Annotated in this window: 16 protein-coding genes; 11 read left to right on the forward strand and 5 right to left on the reverse strand. The window is 68.5% G+C overall.

Annotated elements, in window-relative coordinates:
- From rpoB to FN829_RS00955, 7 genes are all read left to right on the forward strand, one after another.
- Positions 1-1,830: a DNA-directed RNA polymerase subunit B gene (gene rpoB / locus FN829_RS00925; RefSeq protein WP_142985131.1), complete on the forward strand. Its 1,830-nt coding sequence runs from the start codon at positions 1-3 to the stop codon at positions 1,828-1,830.
- A gap of 6 nt (positions 1,831-1,836) precedes the next feature.
- Entirely contained in the window at positions 1,837-4,764 is a 2,928-nt protein-coding gene (locus tag FN829_RS00930; RefSeq protein ID WP_142985435.1) for a DNA-directed RNA polymerase subunit A', read from the forward strand.
- Positions 4,757-5,971, forward strand: coding sequence for a DNA-directed RNA polymerase subunit A'' (gene rpoA2, locus FN829_RS00935; RefSeq protein ID WP_142985132.1), 1,215 nt, complete (start codon positions 4,757-4,759; stop codon positions 5,969-5,971). Before FN829_RS00930 ends, rpoA2 begins: the two co-directional genes overlap by 8 nt.
- Positions 5,971-6,390: a NusA-like transcription termination signal-binding factor gene (locus FN829_RS00940; RefSeq protein ID WP_142985133.1), complete on the forward strand. Its 420-nt coding sequence runs from the start codon at positions 5,971-5,973 to the stop codon at positions 6,388-6,390. The genes rpoA2 and FN829_RS00940 overlap by 1 nt, the downstream gene beginning before the upstream one ends.
- Before the next feature lie 80 nt (positions 6,391-6,470).
- A complete protein-coding gene (locus FN829_RS00945) occupies positions 6,471-7,313 on the forward strand; it encodes a hypothetical protein (protein WP_185955651.1) in 843 nt (280 codons plus the stop codon).
- A gap of 213 nt (positions 7,314-7,526) precedes the next feature.
- Positions 7,527-7,955, forward strand: a complete 429-nt coding sequence (locus tag FN829_RS00950; RefSeq protein ID WP_004048726.1) for a 30S ribosomal protein S12 — start codon at positions 7,527-7,529, stop codon at positions 7,953-7,955.
- Positions 7,952-8,605, forward strand: a complete 654-nt coding sequence (locus FN829_RS00955) for a 30S ribosomal protein S7 (RefSeq protein WP_142985134.1) — start codon at positions 7,952-7,954, stop codon at positions 8,603-8,605. The genes FN829_RS00950 and FN829_RS00955 overlap by 4 nt, the downstream gene beginning before the upstream one ends.
- Before the next feature lie 162 nt (positions 8,606-8,767).
- On the opposite strand, the gene FN829_RS00960 is transcribed toward FN829_RS00955, so the two are convergent.
- Positions 8,768-10,750 carry an aconitate hydratase gene (locus FN829_RS00960; protein WP_142985135.1) on the reverse strand — a complete coding sequence of 661 codons (1,983 nt, stop codon included), beginning with the start codon at positions 10,748-10,750 and terminating at the stop codon, positions 8,768-8,770.
- Positions 10,751-10,950: 200 nt separating this feature from the next.
- Here FN829_RS00960 and FN829_RS00965 point away from each other — a divergent pair, with 200 nt between their 5' ends.
- Complete coding sequence (locus FN829_RS00965; RefSeq protein ID WP_142985136.1) at positions 10,951-11,424, forward strand: deoxyuridine 5'-triphosphate nucleotidohydrolase; 474 nt, start codon at positions 10,951-10,953, stop codon at positions 11,422-11,424.
- A gap of 336 nt (positions 11,425-11,760) precedes the next feature.
- On the opposite strand, the gene FN829_RS00970 is transcribed toward FN829_RS00965, so the two are convergent.
- Both FN829_RS00970 and FN829_RS00975 read right to left on the reverse strand, forming a co-directional pair.
- Positions 11,761-12,168: a CBS domain-containing protein gene (locus FN829_RS00970; protein WP_142985137.1), complete on the reverse strand. Its 408-nt coding sequence runs from the start codon at positions 12,166-12,168 to the stop codon at positions 11,761-11,763.
- A gap of 76 nt (positions 12,169-12,244) precedes the next feature.
- Entirely contained in the window at positions 12,245-13,201 is a 957-nt protein-coding gene (locus FN829_RS00975) for a DUF5787 family protein (protein WP_142985138.1), read from the reverse strand.
- Positions 13,202-13,307: 106 nt separating this feature from the next.
- Here FN829_RS00975 and FN829_RS00980 point away from each other — a divergent pair, with 106 nt between their 5' ends.
- From FN829_RS00980 to FN829_RS00990, 3 genes are all read left to right on the forward strand, one after another.
- A complete protein-coding gene (locus FN829_RS00980; protein ID WP_142985139.1) occupies positions 13,308-13,697 on the forward strand; it encodes a hypothetical protein in 390 nt (129 codons plus the stop codon).
- Positions 13,694-14,350 carry an NUDIX hydrolase gene (locus FN829_RS00985; RefSeq protein WP_142985140.1) on the forward strand — a complete coding sequence of 219 codons (657 nt, stop codon included), beginning with the start codon at positions 13,694-13,696 and terminating at the stop codon, positions 14,348-14,350. Before FN829_RS00980 ends, FN829_RS00985 begins: the two co-directional genes overlap by 4 nt.
- Before the next feature lie 327 nt (positions 14,351-14,677).
- Complete coding sequence (locus FN829_RS00990) at positions 14,678-15,511, forward strand: NAD+ synthase (RefSeq protein ID WP_142985141.1); 834 nt, start codon at positions 14,678-14,680, stop codon at positions 15,509-15,511.
- A gap of 39 nt (positions 15,512-15,550) precedes the next feature.
- On the opposite strand, the gene FN829_RS15755 is transcribed toward FN829_RS00990, so the two are convergent.
- Together FN829_RS15755 and FN829_RS00995 are read right to left on the reverse strand one after the other, a co-directional pair.
- On the reverse strand, positions 15,551-15,700 hold the full coding sequence (locus tag FN829_RS15755) for a DUF7563 family protein (RefSeq protein ID WP_179234045.1): 150 nt from the start codon (positions 15,698-15,700) through the stop codon (positions 15,551-15,553).
- 150 nt (positions 15,701-15,850) lie between these two features.
- Positions 15,851-16,939 carry an anthranilate phosphoribosyltransferase gene (locus FN829_RS00995; protein ID WP_142985142.1) on the reverse strand — a complete coding sequence of 363 codons (1,089 nt, stop codon included), beginning with the start codon at positions 16,937-16,939 and terminating at the stop codon, positions 15,851-15,853.
- Between the last annotated feature and the right edge of the window lie 218 nt (positions 16,940-17,157).

Genomic DNA, 17,157 nt, shown 5'->3' on the forward strand with positions numbered 1-17,157 from the left:
ATGGCACAAGCAGAACGCGAAGCGAAGGTGTACGTTAACGGGAGCCTCGTCGGGACCCACCCGGACCCGCACGAGCTCGCCGATCAGATCCGCGAAGCGCGCCGACGCGGCGACGTGAGCGAGATGGTGAACGTCTCCGTGAAGGAGCGAACGCGCGAGGTGATCGTCAACGCGGACGCGGGGCGGGCCCGTCGTCCGCTGATCGTCGTCGAGAACGGCGAGCCGCTGCTCGGCGACGAGGAGGTCGCCGCCCTCGAGCGCGGCGACGTCGACTTCGAGGACCTCGTCGACCGCGGCTACATCGAGTTCATCGACGCCGAGGAGGAGGAGGACATCCTCGTCGCGGTCGACGAGGGAGACGTGACCGACGGTCACACCCACCTCGAGATCGATCCGCAGCTCGTCTTCGGCATCGGCGCGGGGATGATCCCGTATCCCGAGCACAACGCGAGCCCCCGGATCACGATGGGCGCGGGGATGATGAAACAGTCGCTCGGACTCCCCTCCGCCAACTACCGGATCCGGCCGGACACCCGCCAGCACCTGCTCCACTACCCGCAGCTGGCGATGGTGAAGACGCAGACGTCGGACCAGATCAGCTTCGACAAGCGGCCGGCCGCCCAGAACTTCGTGGTCGCCGTGATGAGCTACGAGGGGTTCAACATCGAGGACGCGCTGGTGATGAACCAGGGCTCCGTCGACCGCGCGCTCACCCGTTCGCACTTCTTCCGGACCTACGAGGGCGAGGAGCGCCGGTACCCCGGCGGCCAGGAGGACCGCTTCGAGATCCCCGATCAGGACGTTCGCGGGGCGCGCGGCGAGGACGCGTACACCCACCTCGACGAGGACGGCCTCGTCAACCCCGAGACACGGGTCGACGAGTCCTCGGTGCTGCTCGGCAAGACCAGCCCGCCGCGCTTCCTCGAGGAGCCCGACGACATGGGCGGGCTCTCCCCGCAGAAGCGCCGCGAGACGTCGGTGACGATGCGCTCGGGCGAGTCCGGCGTCGTCGACACCGTCACGCTGATGGAGGGCGAGGACGGCTCGAAGCTCTCGAAGGTGAAGGTGCGCGACCAGCGGGTGCCCGAACTGGGCGACAAATTTGCCTCCCGACACGGCCAGAAGGGCGTCGTGGGCCACCTCGCGCCCCAGGAGGACATGCCGTTCACCGAGGAGGGTGTCGTCCCCGACCTCGTGATGAACCCGCACGCGCTGCCGTCCCGGATGACGGTGGGTCACGTGTTGGAGATGCTCGGCGGCAAGGTCGGCTCGCTTCGCGGCTCGCGCGTCGACGGCACGCCGTTCCAGGGCGAGGACGAGGAGGAACTCCGGGGCGGGCTGGAGGAGCACGGCTTCAAGTCCTCCGGCAAGGAGGTCATGTACTCCGGCGTCACCGGCGAGAAGATCGACGCGGAGATCTTCGTCGGGACGATCTTCTACCACAAGCTGTACCACATGGTGTCGAACAAGCTCCACGCCCGCTCTCGCGGGCCGGTCCAGGTGCTCACGCGCCAGCCGACGGAGGGGCGTGCCCGCGAGGGCGGTCTCCGCGTCGGGGAGATGGAGCGGGACACGATCATCGGCCACGGCGCGTCGATGGTGCTCAACGAACGACTGCTCGAGTCCTCGGACGCCGAACAGGTGTACGTCTCCGCGGAGACGGGCCTCGTCGCCGTCGAGGACAGGGAGCAGCGCCGCGTGTACGACCCGGTCACGGGCGACGAGGACGACATCCACGAGCTGGAGGTCAGCTACGCGTTCAAGCTGCTGCTCGACGAGATGATCGCCTTGGGCATCCGACCGAAACTCGAACTGGAGGACGCGATTTAAATGTCAATGCAAACACCGAAGGTGCTCGGCGGGATCGACTTCGGCCTCATGGACCCGGAGACGTACCGGGACATGTCGGCCACGAAGGTGATCACGGCGGACACGTACGACGACGACGGCTACCCGATCGACATGGGGCTCATGGACCCGCGACTCGGGGTCATCGACCCCGGACTGGAGTGTCGGACTTGCGGCTCCCACTCCGGTTCGTGTAACGGTCACTTCGGACACATCGAACTGGCCGCTCCCGTCATCCACGTCGGGTTCACGAAGCTCATCCGTCGACTGCTGCGGTCGACGTGTCGCGAGTGCGGGAAGCTGGCGCTCACCGAGGCGGAACGCGAGGAGTTCGGAGAGCGATTGGAACGCGCCGAGGAGCTCGGCGAGGACCCCCACGACGTGTTGAAGGCGGCCGTCCGGCAGGCCCGGAAGGCGTCCACGTGTCCGTACTGCGGCGAGCCGCAGGCGGACATCAAACACGAGAAGCCGACGACCTACTACGAGGTCCAGGACGTGCTCTCGGGCGACTACTCCGAGCACATCGCGGCCGCGATGCAGCCCGACGAGGAGGAGGACGACCCGGGCACCTCCCCCCAGGAGCTGGCCGATAAGACGGACATCTCCCTCGAGCGGATCAACGAGATCATGGCGGGCGAGTTCCGCCCGCGCAAGGAGGACCGCCGCGCCATCGAGAAGGCGCTCGACGTCGACCTCACCGAGGAGGACATGAACAAGCTGATGCCCTCGGACGTCCGCGACTGGTTCGAGGACATCCCCGACGAGGACCTGGAGGTGCTCGGTATCGACGCCGAACACTCCCGACCCGAGTGGATGATCCTGACGGTGCTTCCGGTGCCGCCGGTCACCACGCGCCCCTCCATCACGCTGGACAACGGCCAGCGCTCCGAGGACGACCTCACCCACAAGCTCGTCGACATCATCCGCATCAACCAGCGGTTCATGGAGAACCGCGAGGCGGGCGCGCCTCAGCTGATCATCGAGGACCTCTGGGAGCTGTTACAGTACCACGTCACGACGTTCGTCGACAACGAGATCAGCGGGACGCCGCCGGCGCGACACCGCTCCGGGCGACCCCTCAAGACCCTCAGCCAGCGGCTGAAGGGTAAGGAGGGTCGCTTCCGCGGGTCGCTCTCGGGGAAACGCGTCAACTTCTCGGCGCGGACCGTCATCTCGCCGGACCCGACGCTCTCGCTGAACGAGGTCGGCGTCCCCGACCGCGTGGCCAAGGAGATGACCCAGACGCTCAACGTCACCGAGCGCAACGTCGAGGACGCGCGCCAGTACGTCCGGAACGGCCCCGAGGCGCACCCGGGCGCGAACTACGTGCGCCGGCCCGACGGCCGCCGGCTGAAGGTGACCGAGAAGAACTGCGAGGAGCTGGCCGAGAAGGTCGAGGCCGGCTGGGAGGTGAACCGACACCTCGTCGACGGCGACATCGTGATCTTCAACCGGCAGCCCTCGCTCCACCGGATGTCCATCATGGCCCACGAGGTGGTCGTGATGCCGTACAAGACGTTCCGGCTCAACACCGTCGTCTGTCCGCCCTATAACGCCGACTTCGACGGCGACGAGATGAACATGCACGCGCTCCAGAACGAGGAGGCCCGCGCCGAGGCGCGGGTGCTCATGCGCGTCCAAGAGCAGATCCTCTCGCCGCGGTTCGGCGGGAACATCATCGGCGCGATCCAGGACCACATCTCCGGGACGTACCTGCTCACCCACGCCAATCCCGAGTTCACGGAGACGCAGGCGCTCGACCTGCTCCGGGCGACGCGGGTGGACGAACTGCCCGAGGCCGACGGCGTCGACGACGACGGCCGGGAGTTCTGGACCGGGCAGACGCTCTTCTCGGAACTCCTGCCCGACGACCTCAACCTCGAGTTCACGTCCTCGACCGGCGACGCCGTCGTCATCGAGGACGGTCAGCTGATCGAGGGGACGATAGACGAGGACGCGGTCGGGGCGTTCGGCGGCGAGGTCGTCGACACGCTCACCAAGCAGTACGGAGAGACGCGAGCCCGCGTCTTCATCAACGAGATCGCCTCGCTCGCGATGCGTGCGATCATGCACTTCGGCTTCTCGATCGGGATCGACGACGAGTCGATCCCGCCGGCGGCCGAAGAGCAGGTCGACGAGGCGATCGGTAGCGCGTACGACCGCGTCAACGAGCTGATCGAGACGTACCGCGCCGGCGAGCTGGAGTCGCTGCCCGGCCGCAGCGTCGACGAGACGCTGGAGATGAAGATCATGCAGACGCTCGGGAAGGCCCGCGACTCCGCCGGCGAGATCGCCGACCAGCACTTCGGCGACGACAACCCGGCGGTCGTGATGGCCCGCTCCGGCGCGCGTGGGTCGATGCTCAACCTCACGCAGATGGCCGGCTCCGTCGGCCAGCAGGCGGTTCGCGGCGAGCGGATCAACCGCGGCTACGAGGACCGCACGCTCGCGCACTACGAGGCCGACGACCTCTCGGCGGAGGCGCACGGCTTCGTGGAGAACTCCTACCGCGGCGGGCTCACGCCCGAGGAGTTCTTCTTCCACGCGATGGGCGGCCGCGAGGGGCTCGTCGACACGGCGGTCCGGACCTCCAAGTCCGGTTACCTCCAGCGACGGCTCATCAACGCGCTCTCCGAACTGGAGGCGCAGTACGACGGCACCGTCCGGGACACCTCCGGACGGATCGTCCAGTTCGAGTTCGGCGAGGACGGCACCTCGCCGATCAAGGTCTCCTCCGGCGAGGGCGACGGCATCGACGTCGACGGCATCGCCGACCGCGTCCTCGAGTCGGAGTTCGCCTCCGACGACGAGAAGGAGCGGTTCCTCGGCGAGCGTGCGCCGCCGACGAACCTCTCGGAGCACGCGGGTCCGGGCCTGAACAAGGCGGACGAGCTGGGGGTGGAATCCGATGACTGAGTACGAACACGTCACCGACGACATGGAGGCCGTCGTGGAGGCGACGGAGCTCCCGAAGCGGCTGAAGACGAAGGTGTACGAGACGCTCGAGGCGAAAGCCGACGATCACGGCGAGATCACCATCGAGCAGGCGACCGACATCGTGACCGGCGTCGAGAACCGCTACATCGAGACCCGCGTGGACCCGTTAGAGCCCGTCGGGACCGTCTCCGCGCAGTCGATCGGTGAACCCGGAACGCAGATGACGATGAACACCTTCCACTACGCCGGCGTCGCGGAGATCGACGTCACGCAGGGGCTCCCCCGGCTCATCGAGTTAGTGGACGCCCGGAAGACGCCGGACACGCCGATGATGACGGTCCACCTCGAGGGCGAGTACGCGACCGACCGCGAGCGCGCCCACGAGGTCGTCTGGTCCATCGAGTCGACGCGGATCTTAGCGCTCGGGGACGTCTCAACCAACGTCGCGGACATGCTGGTGCGGATCGATCTCAACGACGACACCCTCTTAGAGCGGTGGCCGACCCACACCGACCCCACCGAGATCGCCGAGATCATCGCGGAGACGATCGAGGACTCCCTCGGCGTCGACGCCAGACAGGCTGGCACCGTGATCGAGTTCGGCCCCAACGAGCCGAGCTACCGCGAGCTGCTCCAGCTCGTCGAGCGGCTCCGCGACATCGTGTTCAAGGGGATCGAGGAGGTCGAGCGCGTCGTGATCCGCAAAGAGCAGCTCGAGGACGGCGAGGAGTTCGTCCTCTACACCGAGGGGTCGGCCTTCGGCGACGTGCTCGAGATCGAGGGCGTCGACGCCTCGCGGACGACGTGTAACAACATCCACGAGATCTACCGGAACCTCGGGGTCGAGGCGGCCCGCGAGACGATCATCGACGAGACGAAGAACACGCTCGAAGAGCAGGGGCTCGACGACGTGAACGTCCGACACCTCATGCTCGTCGCAGACATCATGACGAACAACGGCGAGATCGAGTCGATCGGCCGACACGGGATCTCGGGATCCAAGGACTCCGTGCTCGCCCGGGCCGCCTTCGAGGTGACGGTCAATCACCTCCTCGACGCGGCGGTCCACGGCGAGTACGACGAGCTCGACGGCGTCATCGAGAACGTCATCGCCGGCAAGCCGATCTCGATCGGGACCGGCGACGTCGACCTCCGGATGGGGTCACGCGTCGTGGGCGACGACTGATGCGCGTCGAGCTCTCCGACGAGGCGCGGCGCTACATCGGCCGGTTCGACGAGCTGACCGGCGTGGCGCCGAAGGACTGCCTCGTGGAGGGCGACCGACTCGTGTTCCTGCTGCCGGCGGGCGAGATGGCGGCGGCGATCGGCCAGGCGGGAGAGACCGTCGAGGCGGCCGAGCGGGACCTCGGCAAGTCGATCGACCTCGTCGAGGACGCGGACACGGCGGAGGCGTTCGTCGCGAGCGCGCTCGCGCCGGCAGCGGTCAACGCCGTGACCGTCTCGGAGCAGAACGATCGGGTCGCCTACGTGGAGGTTCCCGAACCGGACCGCGGCGTCGCGATCGGCGCGGACGGTCGGAACATCGAGACCGCGCGGACGCTGGCGAAGCGCCACCACGACGTCGACGACATCCAGCTGACCTGATCGGGTCGGTGCGGCTCCGCTCGACCGCGAGCGGCCGTCGACTCCGGCGAGCTTTTTCCGATCCACAGCCACGAGCCGGTATGAACGGACGACGCGCGGACGAACGACACACGAACAGGCGGCGAGTTCTCGCGGCGATCGGCGCGGCCGCCGGCGTCGGCCTCGCGGGGTGTCTCGGCGGGAGCGTCGACGGTCCCTTCTCGGACGCCGACTGGCGCGAGGACGACGGGCTCGACGTCGCGACGCTGGCCGAGAGCCACGTCGAGTTGGCCGTCGAGGCCGGCGGCGTGACGCTCTTCTCGACGGCGGAGACGACGTTCGACGGCGAGGGAGACCCGAGCCCGTGGCTCCCGTCACAGGAGTACGAGTCGCGCTACGACCTCGAGAACGGCCGATGGTACTTCAGACGGGAGCTGACCGGCGGCGAGGAGCCGGAGGTGCTCGAACGGTACGTCGCGGACGGCGAGGCGCTGGTTCGCGAACGGGCGGGCGAGGACGTGCGCTACGGTCGGCAGGCGGTCGATCGAACGGCGGACGACTTCGAGAGAGCGCTTCGCGAGGAGGCGTTGGTGGGGATCCGAGTTCCCCAGGGGAACGGCGACTCGGGTGAGACGACGTACGCGGGACTCGGGAACTGGAGCCCGAAGTCGGACGGGGAAGGCGAAGTCGACGGGCGAGCGACCGCCCGTTTCGTCGCCGACTCCTTCGACGGCGACCGGGACGTTCCGGCGACCGTCGAGACGGCGTCGGCGACCGTCCACGTGTTCGAATCGGGGTTCGTCCCCCGGATCGAGCAGTCGTGGGAGGGGCCACACGACGGCGGCACCGCGACCGTCGAGGTCGACATCGCGTACCGCGACCGGGGCGCGACGGTCGCGGCGCCCGAGTGGGCCGAGGAGGCCCGCGAGGAGACGGCGGGCTGAGACGGGCCGGCAGGGCGGCCGGCGACGACGTCTGTTTCCGGTCAACGACGGCCTCTCAGGGTGGCTTATCGGTTCAACGGTCGCGAGCGTCCGCCGTTCACGATCTGAGAAACGCGCGCAGATCCGACGAGAGGTACCGCTCGAGCGATCTACGCGCGTTTCTTCGAGCGGAAAGACGACGCTTAAGTAGCTCCGTCGGGAAGGAGACGTACGATGGCGAACGGCAAATATGCCGCCCGTAAGCTCAAACAGGACCGGCAGAAGCGCCGCTGGTCCGACTCCGAGTACGCTCGGCGAGAGCGCGGGCTCAAGAAGAAGTCCGACCCCCTCGAGGGCGCCCCGCAGGCTCGCGGGATCGTCTTAGAGAAGGTCGGGATCGAGGCGAAGCAACCGAACTCGGCGATCCGGAAGTGCGTCCGGGTTCAACTCATCAAGAACGGGAAGCAGGTCACGGCCTTCTGTCCCGGCGACGGCGCGATCTCCTTCATCGACGAGCACGACGAGGTCACGATCGCGGGGATCGGCGGCGCGAAGGGTCGCGCGATGGGCGACCTCTCCGGCGTCAACTACAAGGTCGAGAAGGTCAACGGCGTCTCGATGATCGAACTGGTTCGCGGAAACGCGGAGAAACCGGTCCGATGAGCGGGGAGGAAGTCGAGGCGGAGTCCGACGCGGACGTCGCCGCAGACGAGCCGGATCCGGACGCGCCTGCCGCCAGCGAGGCAGCGAACGAGAACGCCGAGCTGTTCGGCGTCTGGGACGTCACCGAGATCGCCTACGAGGACCCCTCGACGAAGCGGTACATGACGGTGACGCCGATCGCCCACACGATGGGGCGACACGCGTCCAAGCAGTTCCAGAAGAGCGAGATCTCGCTCGTCGAGCGGCTGATCAACCGGCTGATGCAGACCGACGAGAACACGGGCAAGAAACAGCAAACCACCCGGATCGTCCGTGACGCGTTCGACGTGATCCACGATCGGACCGAGGAGAACCCGGTTCAGATCCTCGTGCGCGCCGTCGAGAACGCCGCGCCCCGCGAGGAGACGGTCCGCCTGAAGTACGGCGGGATCTCCGTCCCGAAGGCCGTCGACGTCGCGCCCCAGCGCCGCGTCGACCAGGCGCTGTTGTTCATCTCCGATGGCGTCGCGAACGCGACGTACAAATCCAGCACCTCGGCCGCCGACGCGCTCGCGAACGAGCTGATCGCGGCCGCCGACTACGACGCCGACCGTTCCTACTCCATCTCCCAGAAGGAGGAGCGCGAGCGCGTCGCCGCCGCGGCCCGCTGACGCGGGCGACCGAGCGACGGGCGGTTTTCCGTTTCTCGAGATCCTCGAAACCGCGAGCGACTGCGCCGTCGAGACGCATCCTTGCCGACGACCACGGAGAGCGGTCGCTCGGTGGAACGGACGAAAGAGAGGAAGAGAGAAAACGTCGAAACGGACGGGTCTTCAGTCGTCGGCGGGGGCGGCGCCGGAGCCGCCGTCGTGCTGCTGTTTGACCCACGAGAGCTTGCCGCCGGCCGCGAGGATGTCGCGCTCGCGCTCGGAGGCGTTGAGCTCGGCGGTGAACTCCCAGTCGTCGTTGACGCGCGCGGTGAACTCCGTCTGGCCGGAGTCGACGCCCGCGGGCACGTCGTCGACGATCTCGATGTCGTCGCCCTGGTCGATCTTCTCGTACGTCTCCGCGTCGATCGCGAGCGGGACGATCCCGAAGTTGAACAGGTTCGCCTTGTGGATTCGCGCGAAGCTCTGCGCGAAGACGGCCTCGATGCCGAGGTACATCGGACACAGCGCGGCGTGTTCACGCGAGGAGCCCTGTCCGTAGTTCTCGCCGGCGACGAGGACGCCGCCGTCGGCGTCGAGCGCGCGCTTCGCGAACGTGTCGTCGACGCGCGAGAGCGTGAACTCGGAGAGCTTCTCGATGTTCGAGCGGAACTTCAGGATGTCCGCGGTCGCCGGGATGATGTGGTCGGTGGTGATGTTGTCCTCCATCTTGAGGAGCGCCTCGCCGCCGTCCACGTCGATCCCGTCCTTGAGGGGCACGTCGCCGATGTTCGGGCCCTTGACGAGGCCGTCATCGATCGCCTCGTCGGGCGAGATGATGTCCGAGTCGGATTTCCCCATGCCGGGGCCGTACTTCGTTCCCATCTCGAGGCCGGGCGCCTCGAGGTCGCCGAGGTCCTCCGCGAGGTCACGGGGGTCGACGATCTCGCCGGTGATGGCCGCCGCGGTGGCGACCTCGGGCGAGCAGAGGAAGACGGAGTCGTCCTCGATGCCGGAGCGACCCTCGAAGTTGCGGTTGAAGGTGCGCAGCGAGACGGAGTCGGAGGCGGGCACGTGGCCGATGCCGATACAGGCGCCGCACGTCGCCTCGGAGAAGTTGACGCCGGCCGCCATCATCTCCGCGGTCCAGCCCTCGCGGGCCAGCATCTCGGAGGCCTGCTTGGAGCCGGGCGCGACGATCATCTCCGTCCCCTTATTGACCTCGCGGCCCTCCAGCATCTTCGCGCTCGGGAGGATGTCCTCGTACGCGCCGTTGGTACAGGAGCCGACGATGACCTGCTCGACGTCGGTTCCCTCGTACTCGCTGACGGGGGCGACGTTGTCGGGCATCGACGGCGCGGCGACGAGCGGCTCGAGCTCGCCGAGGTCGACCTCGATCGTCTCGGCGTACTCGGCGTCCTCGTCGGGCGAGAGTTCGACGAACTCCTCCTCGCGGTCCTGGCGCGCGAGCCAGTCCTTGGTCTTCTCGTCGGTGCCGAAGATCGAGGAGGTGGCGCCGAGTTCGGTGCCGAGGTTCGTGATGGTCGTCCGCTCGGGGATCGTGAGCTTCTCGGCGCCGGGGCCGGTGTACTCGAAGATCTTGCCGACGCCGCCCTTGACGGTCAGCTCGCCGAGCAGGTGGAGCGCGACGTCCTTCGCGGTCGCCCACTCGGGGAGCTCGCCCTCGAGGTGGACGTTGACGACCTCGGGCATCTCGACGTAGTAGGGGCCGCCGCCCATCGCGACGGCGATGTCGAGCCCGCCCGCGCCGATCGCGAGCTGGCCGAGCCCGCCGGGCGTCGGGGTGTGCGAGTCGGAGCCGAGAAGCGTCTTGCCGGGCGCGGCGAAGTTCTCCTTGTGGACCTGGTGGCAGATCCCGTTGCCGGGCCGGGAGAAGTACGCGCCGTAGGTGCCGGCGGCCGAGCGGAGGAAGCGGTGGTCGTCGGTGTTCTTGAAGTCGAACTGGTACGTCTGGTGGTCACAGTACTGCGCGGCGAGCTCGGTCTGTACCTCGTCGAGCTCGAGCGCTTCGAACTGGAGCCAGACCATCGTCCCCGTGGTGTCCTGTGTGAGCACTTGATCGATGTCGATGCCGATCTCCTCTCCGGGAGTCAGCTCGCCCTCGACGAGGTGATCGCCGAGGATCTTCTCCGTAATCGTCTTTCCCATATCGGTCGAAGATGGCCGTCCCGTGAATATAAAACCCGCGAGTGTTCCGCCGGATCGACCGTGTGGAACCGCCGGATCCAGCAAGAATTGGGTGAACGTGCCCGTGATCACACACCGAACGCGCCTCGTTCGGCGGGAGGTTCCGGCGTCCACGACGCGCGGACGACACGGTTTTGCCCGCGCCGCGGTTCAGAGGTGACATGTTCGAATCGGGGGAATTCGTCTCGGCCGCCCTGGAGGCGGCGGGCGCGACGCTCAGGCCGGAACAGCGACAGCCGAACGGAGTCGATCTCACGGTGGAGGCCGTCTTTCGACAGACCGAACCGGGATGCGTCGGCCGCGAGGGGAAACGCGTCGGTGACCGGACCGCACTCGAGGTCGACGACGACGCGTATCGACTCGACCGCGGCACGTACGTCGTCCGGTACGGCGAGCCGGTTCGGATCCCGGAGGGACACGTCGGGTTCGTCCTCCCGCGGTCGACGCTACTCCGCAACTCGTGTACGCTCGACACCGCGGTGTGGGACGCCGGCTACGAGGGCGTCGGCGAGGGGCGGCTCGACGTGGGACACGAACTCGAGGTCGAACCCGGCGCGCGGATCGCCCAGCTGGTACTCGCGCGCGCCGATCACGACGGGACGTACGACGGCGACTACCAGTACGAGGGGCTCTGAACGGCGACTACGAGGCCGTAGCTCGCGGTTCGAAAGGAACGAACGACCCCGCGTGCCGGCAAAAGGTGGCACGCGGGGTCGTTCAGTAGGTCCCCGCTGACGCTTCGGCCCTCCAAGCGAAGCGTCATCTGGTGTCTAACGCGTGAACCACTTAACGGTGCCGGGGGCGGCAGATACGACGTGTTAACGATAGCTGTTTACTTAATAATCATGAGGGACCCGACCGAACCATCCGCTCGCGGTCGACCGCGGATCTCCTCTGGTTGCCGCGCGGAACGCTCCTGTGAGCGGCGCACGCCGCCGACGGCTCGGGCGTGGCCGTCTCGACGCCGTCGCCTACGACGCGAGCGGCGAGGAGCTGGAGACGTACGCCGCGAGATCGGAGGTGGTGATGATCCCGATGGGGGTCCCCTCGTCGTCGACGACGGGTACGTGGTGGAACCCGCGGTCGATCATGGTGGTCGCGACCGCGGAGACGGCGTCCTGTGCGCCCGCCGTGATCGGGTCAGGCGTCATGTACCGCTCGACCGTGGTCTCGGCTTTCGGCTGGCTCTTCGCGACGATCTCGACGAAATCGGTGGTGGTGAGGATCCCGACCAACCGGCCGTCCTCGACGACCAGCGCCGAGCTGATGTCGTTGTCGAGGAGGACCGCGGCGGCGTCCTCGACGAGCGTGTCCGGGGCGACGGTGTGGAGGTCGGTCGTCATCAGTCGAGCCACGAAGACGTCCTCGATGTCGTTCATACGGATGGATCCCGCCGTCGCCGTATAAGCGTTCTCACGGCGGATACCGGTGATCCCGCCGGATCCGAACGCGATCTCACCGGAACCGCGAGAGTCCCGACTGCCTCCGCGGGCCGTTGCCGTCGGGCTCCGCGACCCACGCCGTCCGGTCGTCGCGGAGGCGGTCGCGGTCGATCACCGGGGGATCGTCGGGGTCGCGTTCGGGACAGCAGGGACCGCACTCCCGACCCGGATCGACGACGCGGTCGAACCGCTCGCAGTTGGGTCGACCGTCGTCCGTAGCCGTCGCGTGCGCGCAGGCGGGCGGCTCCGGTCGCCACCCCTTGCCGTAGGCCCGCTCGGCGATCCGTCGGCGCTTCCGCGCCTTCGCCTCGGGGGAGACGAGCGCGACGTCGGTCCGGAGCGACCGCTCCTCGCGGATCTCGACGCCCGGCGCGTCCGGGTCGAGGGAGGTCGGCTCCCGGACCACCTCGCGCTCGCCCGTCTCCGGGTCGAACCGCCAGACTCCGACCGGGTCGGGGATCCGGTTGAGGTGCGCGCGGGTGACGTAGGAGGCGGTCGCGAGCACGACCCGATCGAAGAGCCCGAGCGCGGCGTCGTACCGGAGCTGGGCCGCCAGGTCGCCCGGTGTCCCGAGGTCGGGCTTGTTCTCGATCGCGGTCAGCGACCCGACCCAGTCGTCGGGGTAGCGGGCGGTCGCGCGCACAACCGGTCGCCCCTCGCGACGCTCGCGCTCGAGATAGCCGGCCTCGACGGCGGCGTCGGCGGCCGCGCTCGCCCGCTCCGGCGGGAAGTCGAACGCCTCGGCGACCGGGACGGCCTCGCCGGGGCCGACGCGCGCCTCGATCGCCCCGTCCGGGATCCGATCCGGCGTCAGGGCGGCGCGCGCGTCGAAGCCGGGTCCCGGCGTCAGCACGCAGACGTCGACGATCCGCGCGCCCGGCCGCGTCACGCCCGCGCCGAGCTGCCGGGCGACCACCCGGTCGGACGACTCGAGGGCCGCACAGAGGGCCAGCTCGAACCGGAACTCCATGTGCGGGCGAGGGTCGCCGAGAGGTAAAACGCGTCGGCCTGCGGCGGGGTCGATACCCTCCGTCCGCGGCCGAAACCCGTATTCGACGCCGACTCCTAACTCGCGCATGCGCCCGGTCACGCGGAACCTCCTCGTCGCGCTCGCGGTGATCGCGCTCGCGCTGCTGGCGCTGGGCGCGCTGCCGAGTTACCTCGGGAGCGGCGACCCCTACTACCTCACCGCCGAACCGATCGAGACGGACGAGCCGACCGCGAACGCCACCGGCCTCTCCGAGCGCCGCTACCCGTACCTGACGGGCGCGATCGGGAGCGAGGACGGCCGCTCGGAGCCGTACCTGATGGGTCCGTACGGCATGAAAGAGTGGTTCACCCACACGCCGTTCGACGAAGTGGACGCGCTCACCCGGCGCGCGCCGGCGGCGGGCACCGACGGCGGCGTCCGGATCGAGCGCGACGGGGAAACGTATTACGTCGAGGTGACGCAGTCCCCGACATGAGCGACGACGGACCCGCGGAGGACCCGCCGGAGACGGACGCGCCCGCGAACGACGACCGCGCCGCGAGCGACCTGCGCGACCTGCCGGCCTTCTCGGACGGGCGGCTCCACTCGCTGCCGGGCGAGCCGGAGTGGCCGGTCCGGGAGGTCGCCGTCGAGTACGACCCCGGCTGGTTCGTCGGGGGATACGACCGGGTCGAACAGCCCGATGGGACGGAGAAGAACTACTACTGGGCGGAGCTGCCGCCCGCGACGGTCGTGGTCGCGGTCGCCGACGACCTCGTCCTGTTCGTCGAGCAGTACCGCCCGACGGTGCGGAACACCCAGCTAGAGCTACCCGCAGGGATCGTCGAGCCCGGCGAGTCCTACACCGCCGCGGGAGCTCGCGAGCTCGCCGAGGAGACCGGGTTTTCCCCGTCGTCGACGACGCTGCTCCAGGAGGTGTGGTGTTCGACCGGCGTGTTGCGCCACCGCCGGGGGTACGTGTTCGCCGAGGGGTTGGAGCCGGTCGACGTCGACCACGACAGCAACGAGTTCCTCGTCCCGCGGACCGTTCCGATCGACGAGGCGCTGGTGCTCGCGCGCGAAACGCCGACGAACGACGCGACGCTGGAGGGGTTGCTGTTGGCCGAACGCGACGGGATGTTGAAGTAGCGCGCCGTCGTCGCCGTGGCGGCGACGACCGTCGGGGATCTCCCTTCTTTGTCCTGCCGGCGACCGCACCGCACCTCACGCCTCCCCAGCCTCGGTCTCGACGACCCGCCGGAACCGCCGGCGGGTCCTCTCGACCTCCCTCGCGCGGGCTCCTCGCGCCCTTTCGGGCGCTCGGAGGCGCGCGCCGCCGACGAGACTAGCGCCGAGCACGAGAGTATCGGTTCGTCCACCGTGGGGTCGTTCACCGTCGTCGACTGGAACTCGACGAACGTCCAGTTCGACTCCGGAACGGGGAGCTATTAGTCGGCGCGGCCCCATCCTCCTTCCATGAGCCAGACGCCGGAGCAGTCCGTGTTGCTGTCGGAGGATCCCCCGATCGACCTGCGGCTCTCGGAGGCGGAACTGGAGGAGACGCGCGAGCGTATCGTCTCGTTCATCGCCGACCTCGTCGACGACGCGGGCGCGGAGGGGGCTGTCCTCGGTCTCTCGGGCGGGATCGACTCGACGCTGACGGCTCACCTCGCGGTCGAGGCGCTCGGAGAGGACGGTCTCCACGGGATCACGATGCCCTCGGAGGTGAACGACCCGGACGTGATGAGCGACGCCGAACGGGTGGCCCACGACCTCGGGATCGAGTACGACATGGTCGAGATCCAGCCGATCGCGGAGTCCTTCTTCGCGGCGTTCCCGGAGGCCGAAGAGGACCGGACGGCGGCGGGGAACGTCTACGTCCGGACCCGCGCGGTCCTCAATTACTTCGTCGCCAACGCGGAAGATCGGGTGGTGCTCGGAACCGGCAACCGCGCGGAGGCGATGACGGGCTACTTCACGAAGTACGGCGATCAGGCCGTCGACTGTAACCCGATCGGCAACCTCTACAAACAGCAGGTGCGCCAGCTCGCCGCCCGCGTCGGCGTCCCCCGCGACCTCGTGATGCAGGAGCCGACGGCCGGGATGTGGGAGGGACAGACCGACGCCGCGGAGATGGGTCTCGACTACGACACGGTCGACGCGATCCTCGCGGTCCACGTCGACGGCGGACTCTCGCGGGCGGCGACGGTTCGAGAGCTGGGCGTCCCCGAGGAGGCCGTCGACCGGGTCGTCGAACTGTACGAGGGAAGCGCGCACAAGCGATCGATGCCGCCGGCGCCGGAACCGTAGCGGAGTCGGTTTCGGTCCCTCCGTTCGGATCCGCGCGGATCAGGCGTCGTGTGCCCGTTCCTTCGCGACCTCCGCGATCCCGGCGTTCGCCGAGCAGTTCGGACACGCGTGTATCCGGCCGCGAGCGTCCGCGAACACCCGGACGAACCGTTCGGAGACGTGCGCCTGACAGTGCTCACACGTCGGCATGATGTGTCGAGGTATCGTGGGTCATGTTCGGTACACGTTCCCTTGGCTCCGGAGACTCAAGACCGCTTTCCGAATTCCGTCCAAAATTCGACCCGGATCGGCGGGATCGGTCGCGTGAGCGGGACCGAAAGCGTGCTCGAGCCCGCGCGGTTAGAAGTCGCGGAGCGCCTCGAGGACCTCGTAGGCGGAACCGCCGTCGATGGCCGTACGGGCCATCTCGAGGCCCTCCTCGATCGAGTCCGCGTCCTCACGGGCGTAGATCCGCAGCGCCGCGTTGACCGCGACCGCGTCGGCGAACGCGCCGTCCCGATCGCCCGACAGGACCTCCTCGGTGATGGCGGCCGACTCGGCGGCGACGTCGTCGACGGCGAGGTCGGCCTCCTCGAGGTCCATCCCGTACTCGGCGGTCTCGATCTCGAAGTCGTCGAAGGACGCGCCCTCCGATCCCGCGTCGTCACCCTCCGCGTCCCACTCGGCGACCTTGGTGTACCCCGGCCGCACGTCGTCGTACCCCTCCATCCCTTGGAACATCAGGACGCGGTCGAGGTCGTGGAACTCGCTCTCGACGAACGTGTCGACCACCTTCTTCGCGAACGCGAGGTGGTAGAAGGAGCCGAGGTGGACCGACGCGCCCGCGGGGTTCGCGAGCGTCTCGATGGTGTTGACGAACGTCCGGACGCCCATCGCGTCGCGGCGCTCGAACAGCTCGTCGATCGCGGGGTTGAACGCGGGCTGGTAGTAGAAGCCGAAGCCGGTCTCGTCGACCATGTCGGCGGAGTCGGAGGGCGTCAGCTCGGTGTGGACGCCGAGCTCGTCGAGGACGTGTTTGTACGCGTCCTGCTTCTGCGTGGGGACGCGGTCGCCCGAGTGGACGACGACGGGCGTGCCCGCGGCGGCCGCGACCGCCCCGGCCGCGACGCCTAAGACCGCGGTCCGGCCCTTTCCGTCGTAGTTCGCGCCGCAGTCGACCGGGTCGCAGTCGGGCTCCGCGTACTCGACGCGCTCGCACATCACGTCGACGTACGCGCCCAGTTCCTCGGGCGTGTTCCGCTTCCAGCGGTTCGCGAGCCAGAACGCCCCGAGCGTCGTCGGGTCGGGCTCGTCCGCGAGGATCCGCTCGAACGCCTCCGTCGCCTGCGCGCGCGTCAGGTCGTCCGCCGACTTGTGCCCTGAGCCGCAGACCTCGGTCATCAGCCGCTTGAGGGGCCACTCGCCGAACTCCTGGGTCGCCTGAGCCATACGCGCCGTTCGGGTTCTCGAACGAAAAGCCTCCCGCTCGACTCCCGCGCGACGGGAACGGGCGGGCGGCGACGCGGTCCCGGTTTCGGACGCGCGCGGGCCGAGGCCGGGATCGACGGAACGCGTCCCGCGGGATCCGTGCCAACCGATCACACAACACAACCGATCGAGCGTTTCTATTCTACTTCTATAAAATCTGTTCTTTCATTTATTTTGGG

This window comes from Halorubrum cibi (assembly GCF_900182635.1).
GTDB lineage: Archaea > Halobacteriota > Halobacteria > Halobacteriales > Haloferacaceae > Halorubrum > Halorubrum cibi.

Bases quoted from the DNA above. Each gene is read 5' to 3' on its own strand.
- FN829_RS00995 (WP_142985142.1), bottom strand. From the start codon at position 16,939: ATGGCTCAGGCGACCCAGGAGTTCGGCGAGTGGCCCCTCAAGCGGCTG.
- FN829_RS00950 (WP_004048726.1), top strand. From the start codon at position 7,527: ATGGCGAACGGCAAATATGCCGCCCGTAAGCTCAAACAGGACCGGCAG.
- FN829_RS00990 (WP_142985141.1), top strand. From the start codon at position 14,678: ATGAGCCAGACGCCGGAGCAGTCCGTGTTGCTGTCGGAGGATCCCCCG.
- FN829_RS00980 (WP_142985139.1), top strand. From the start codon at position 13,308: ATGCGCCCGGTCACGCGGAACCTCCTCGTCGCGCTCGCGGTGATCGCG.
- FN829_RS00960 (WP_142985135.1), bottom strand. From the start codon at position 10,750: ATGGGAAAGACGATTACGGAGAAGATCCTCGGCGATCACCTCGTCGAG.
- FN829_RS00965 (WP_142985136.1), top strand. From the start codon at position 10,951: ATGTTCGAATCGGGGGAATTCGTCTCGGCCGCCCTGGAGGCGGCGGGC.
- FN829_RS00955 (WP_142985134.1), top strand. From the start codon at position 7,952: ATGAGCGGGGAGGAAGTCGAGGCGGAGTCCGACGCGGACGTCGCCGCA.
- rpoB (WP_142985131.1), top strand. From the start codon at position 1: ATGGCACAAGCAGAACGCGAAGCGAAGGTGTACGTTAACGGGAGCCTC.
- rpoA2 (WP_142985132.1), top strand. From the start codon at position 4,757: ATGACTGAGTACGAACACGTCACCGACGACATGGAGGCCGTCGTGGAG.
- FN829_RS00975 (WP_142985138.1), bottom strand. From the start codon at position 13,201: ATGGAGTTCCGGTTCGAGCTGGCCCTCTGTGCGGCCCTCGAGTCGTCC.
- FN829_RS00970 (WP_142985137.1), bottom strand. From the start codon at position 12,168: ATGAACGACATCGAGGACGTCTTCGTGGCTCGACTGATGACGACCGAC.
- FN829_RS15755 (WP_179234045.1), bottom strand. From the start codon at position 15,700: ATGCCGACGTGTGAGCACTGTCAGGCGCACGTCTCCGAACGGTTCGTC.
- FN829_RS00945 (WP_185955651.1), top strand. From the start codon at position 6,471: ATGAACGGACGACGCGCGGACGAACGACACACGAACAGGCGGCGAGTT.
- FN829_RS00940 (WP_142985133.1), top strand. From the start codon at position 5,971: ATGCGCGTCGAGCTCTCCGACGAGGCGCGGCGCTACATCGGCCGGTTC.
- FN829_RS00985 (WP_142985140.1), top strand. From the start codon at position 13,694: ATGAGCGACGACGGACCCGCGGAGGACCCGCCGGAGACGGACGCGCCC.
- FN829_RS00930 (WP_142985435.1), top strand. From the start codon at position 1,837: ATGCAAACACCGAAGGTGCTCGGCGGGATCGACTTCGGCCTCATGGAC.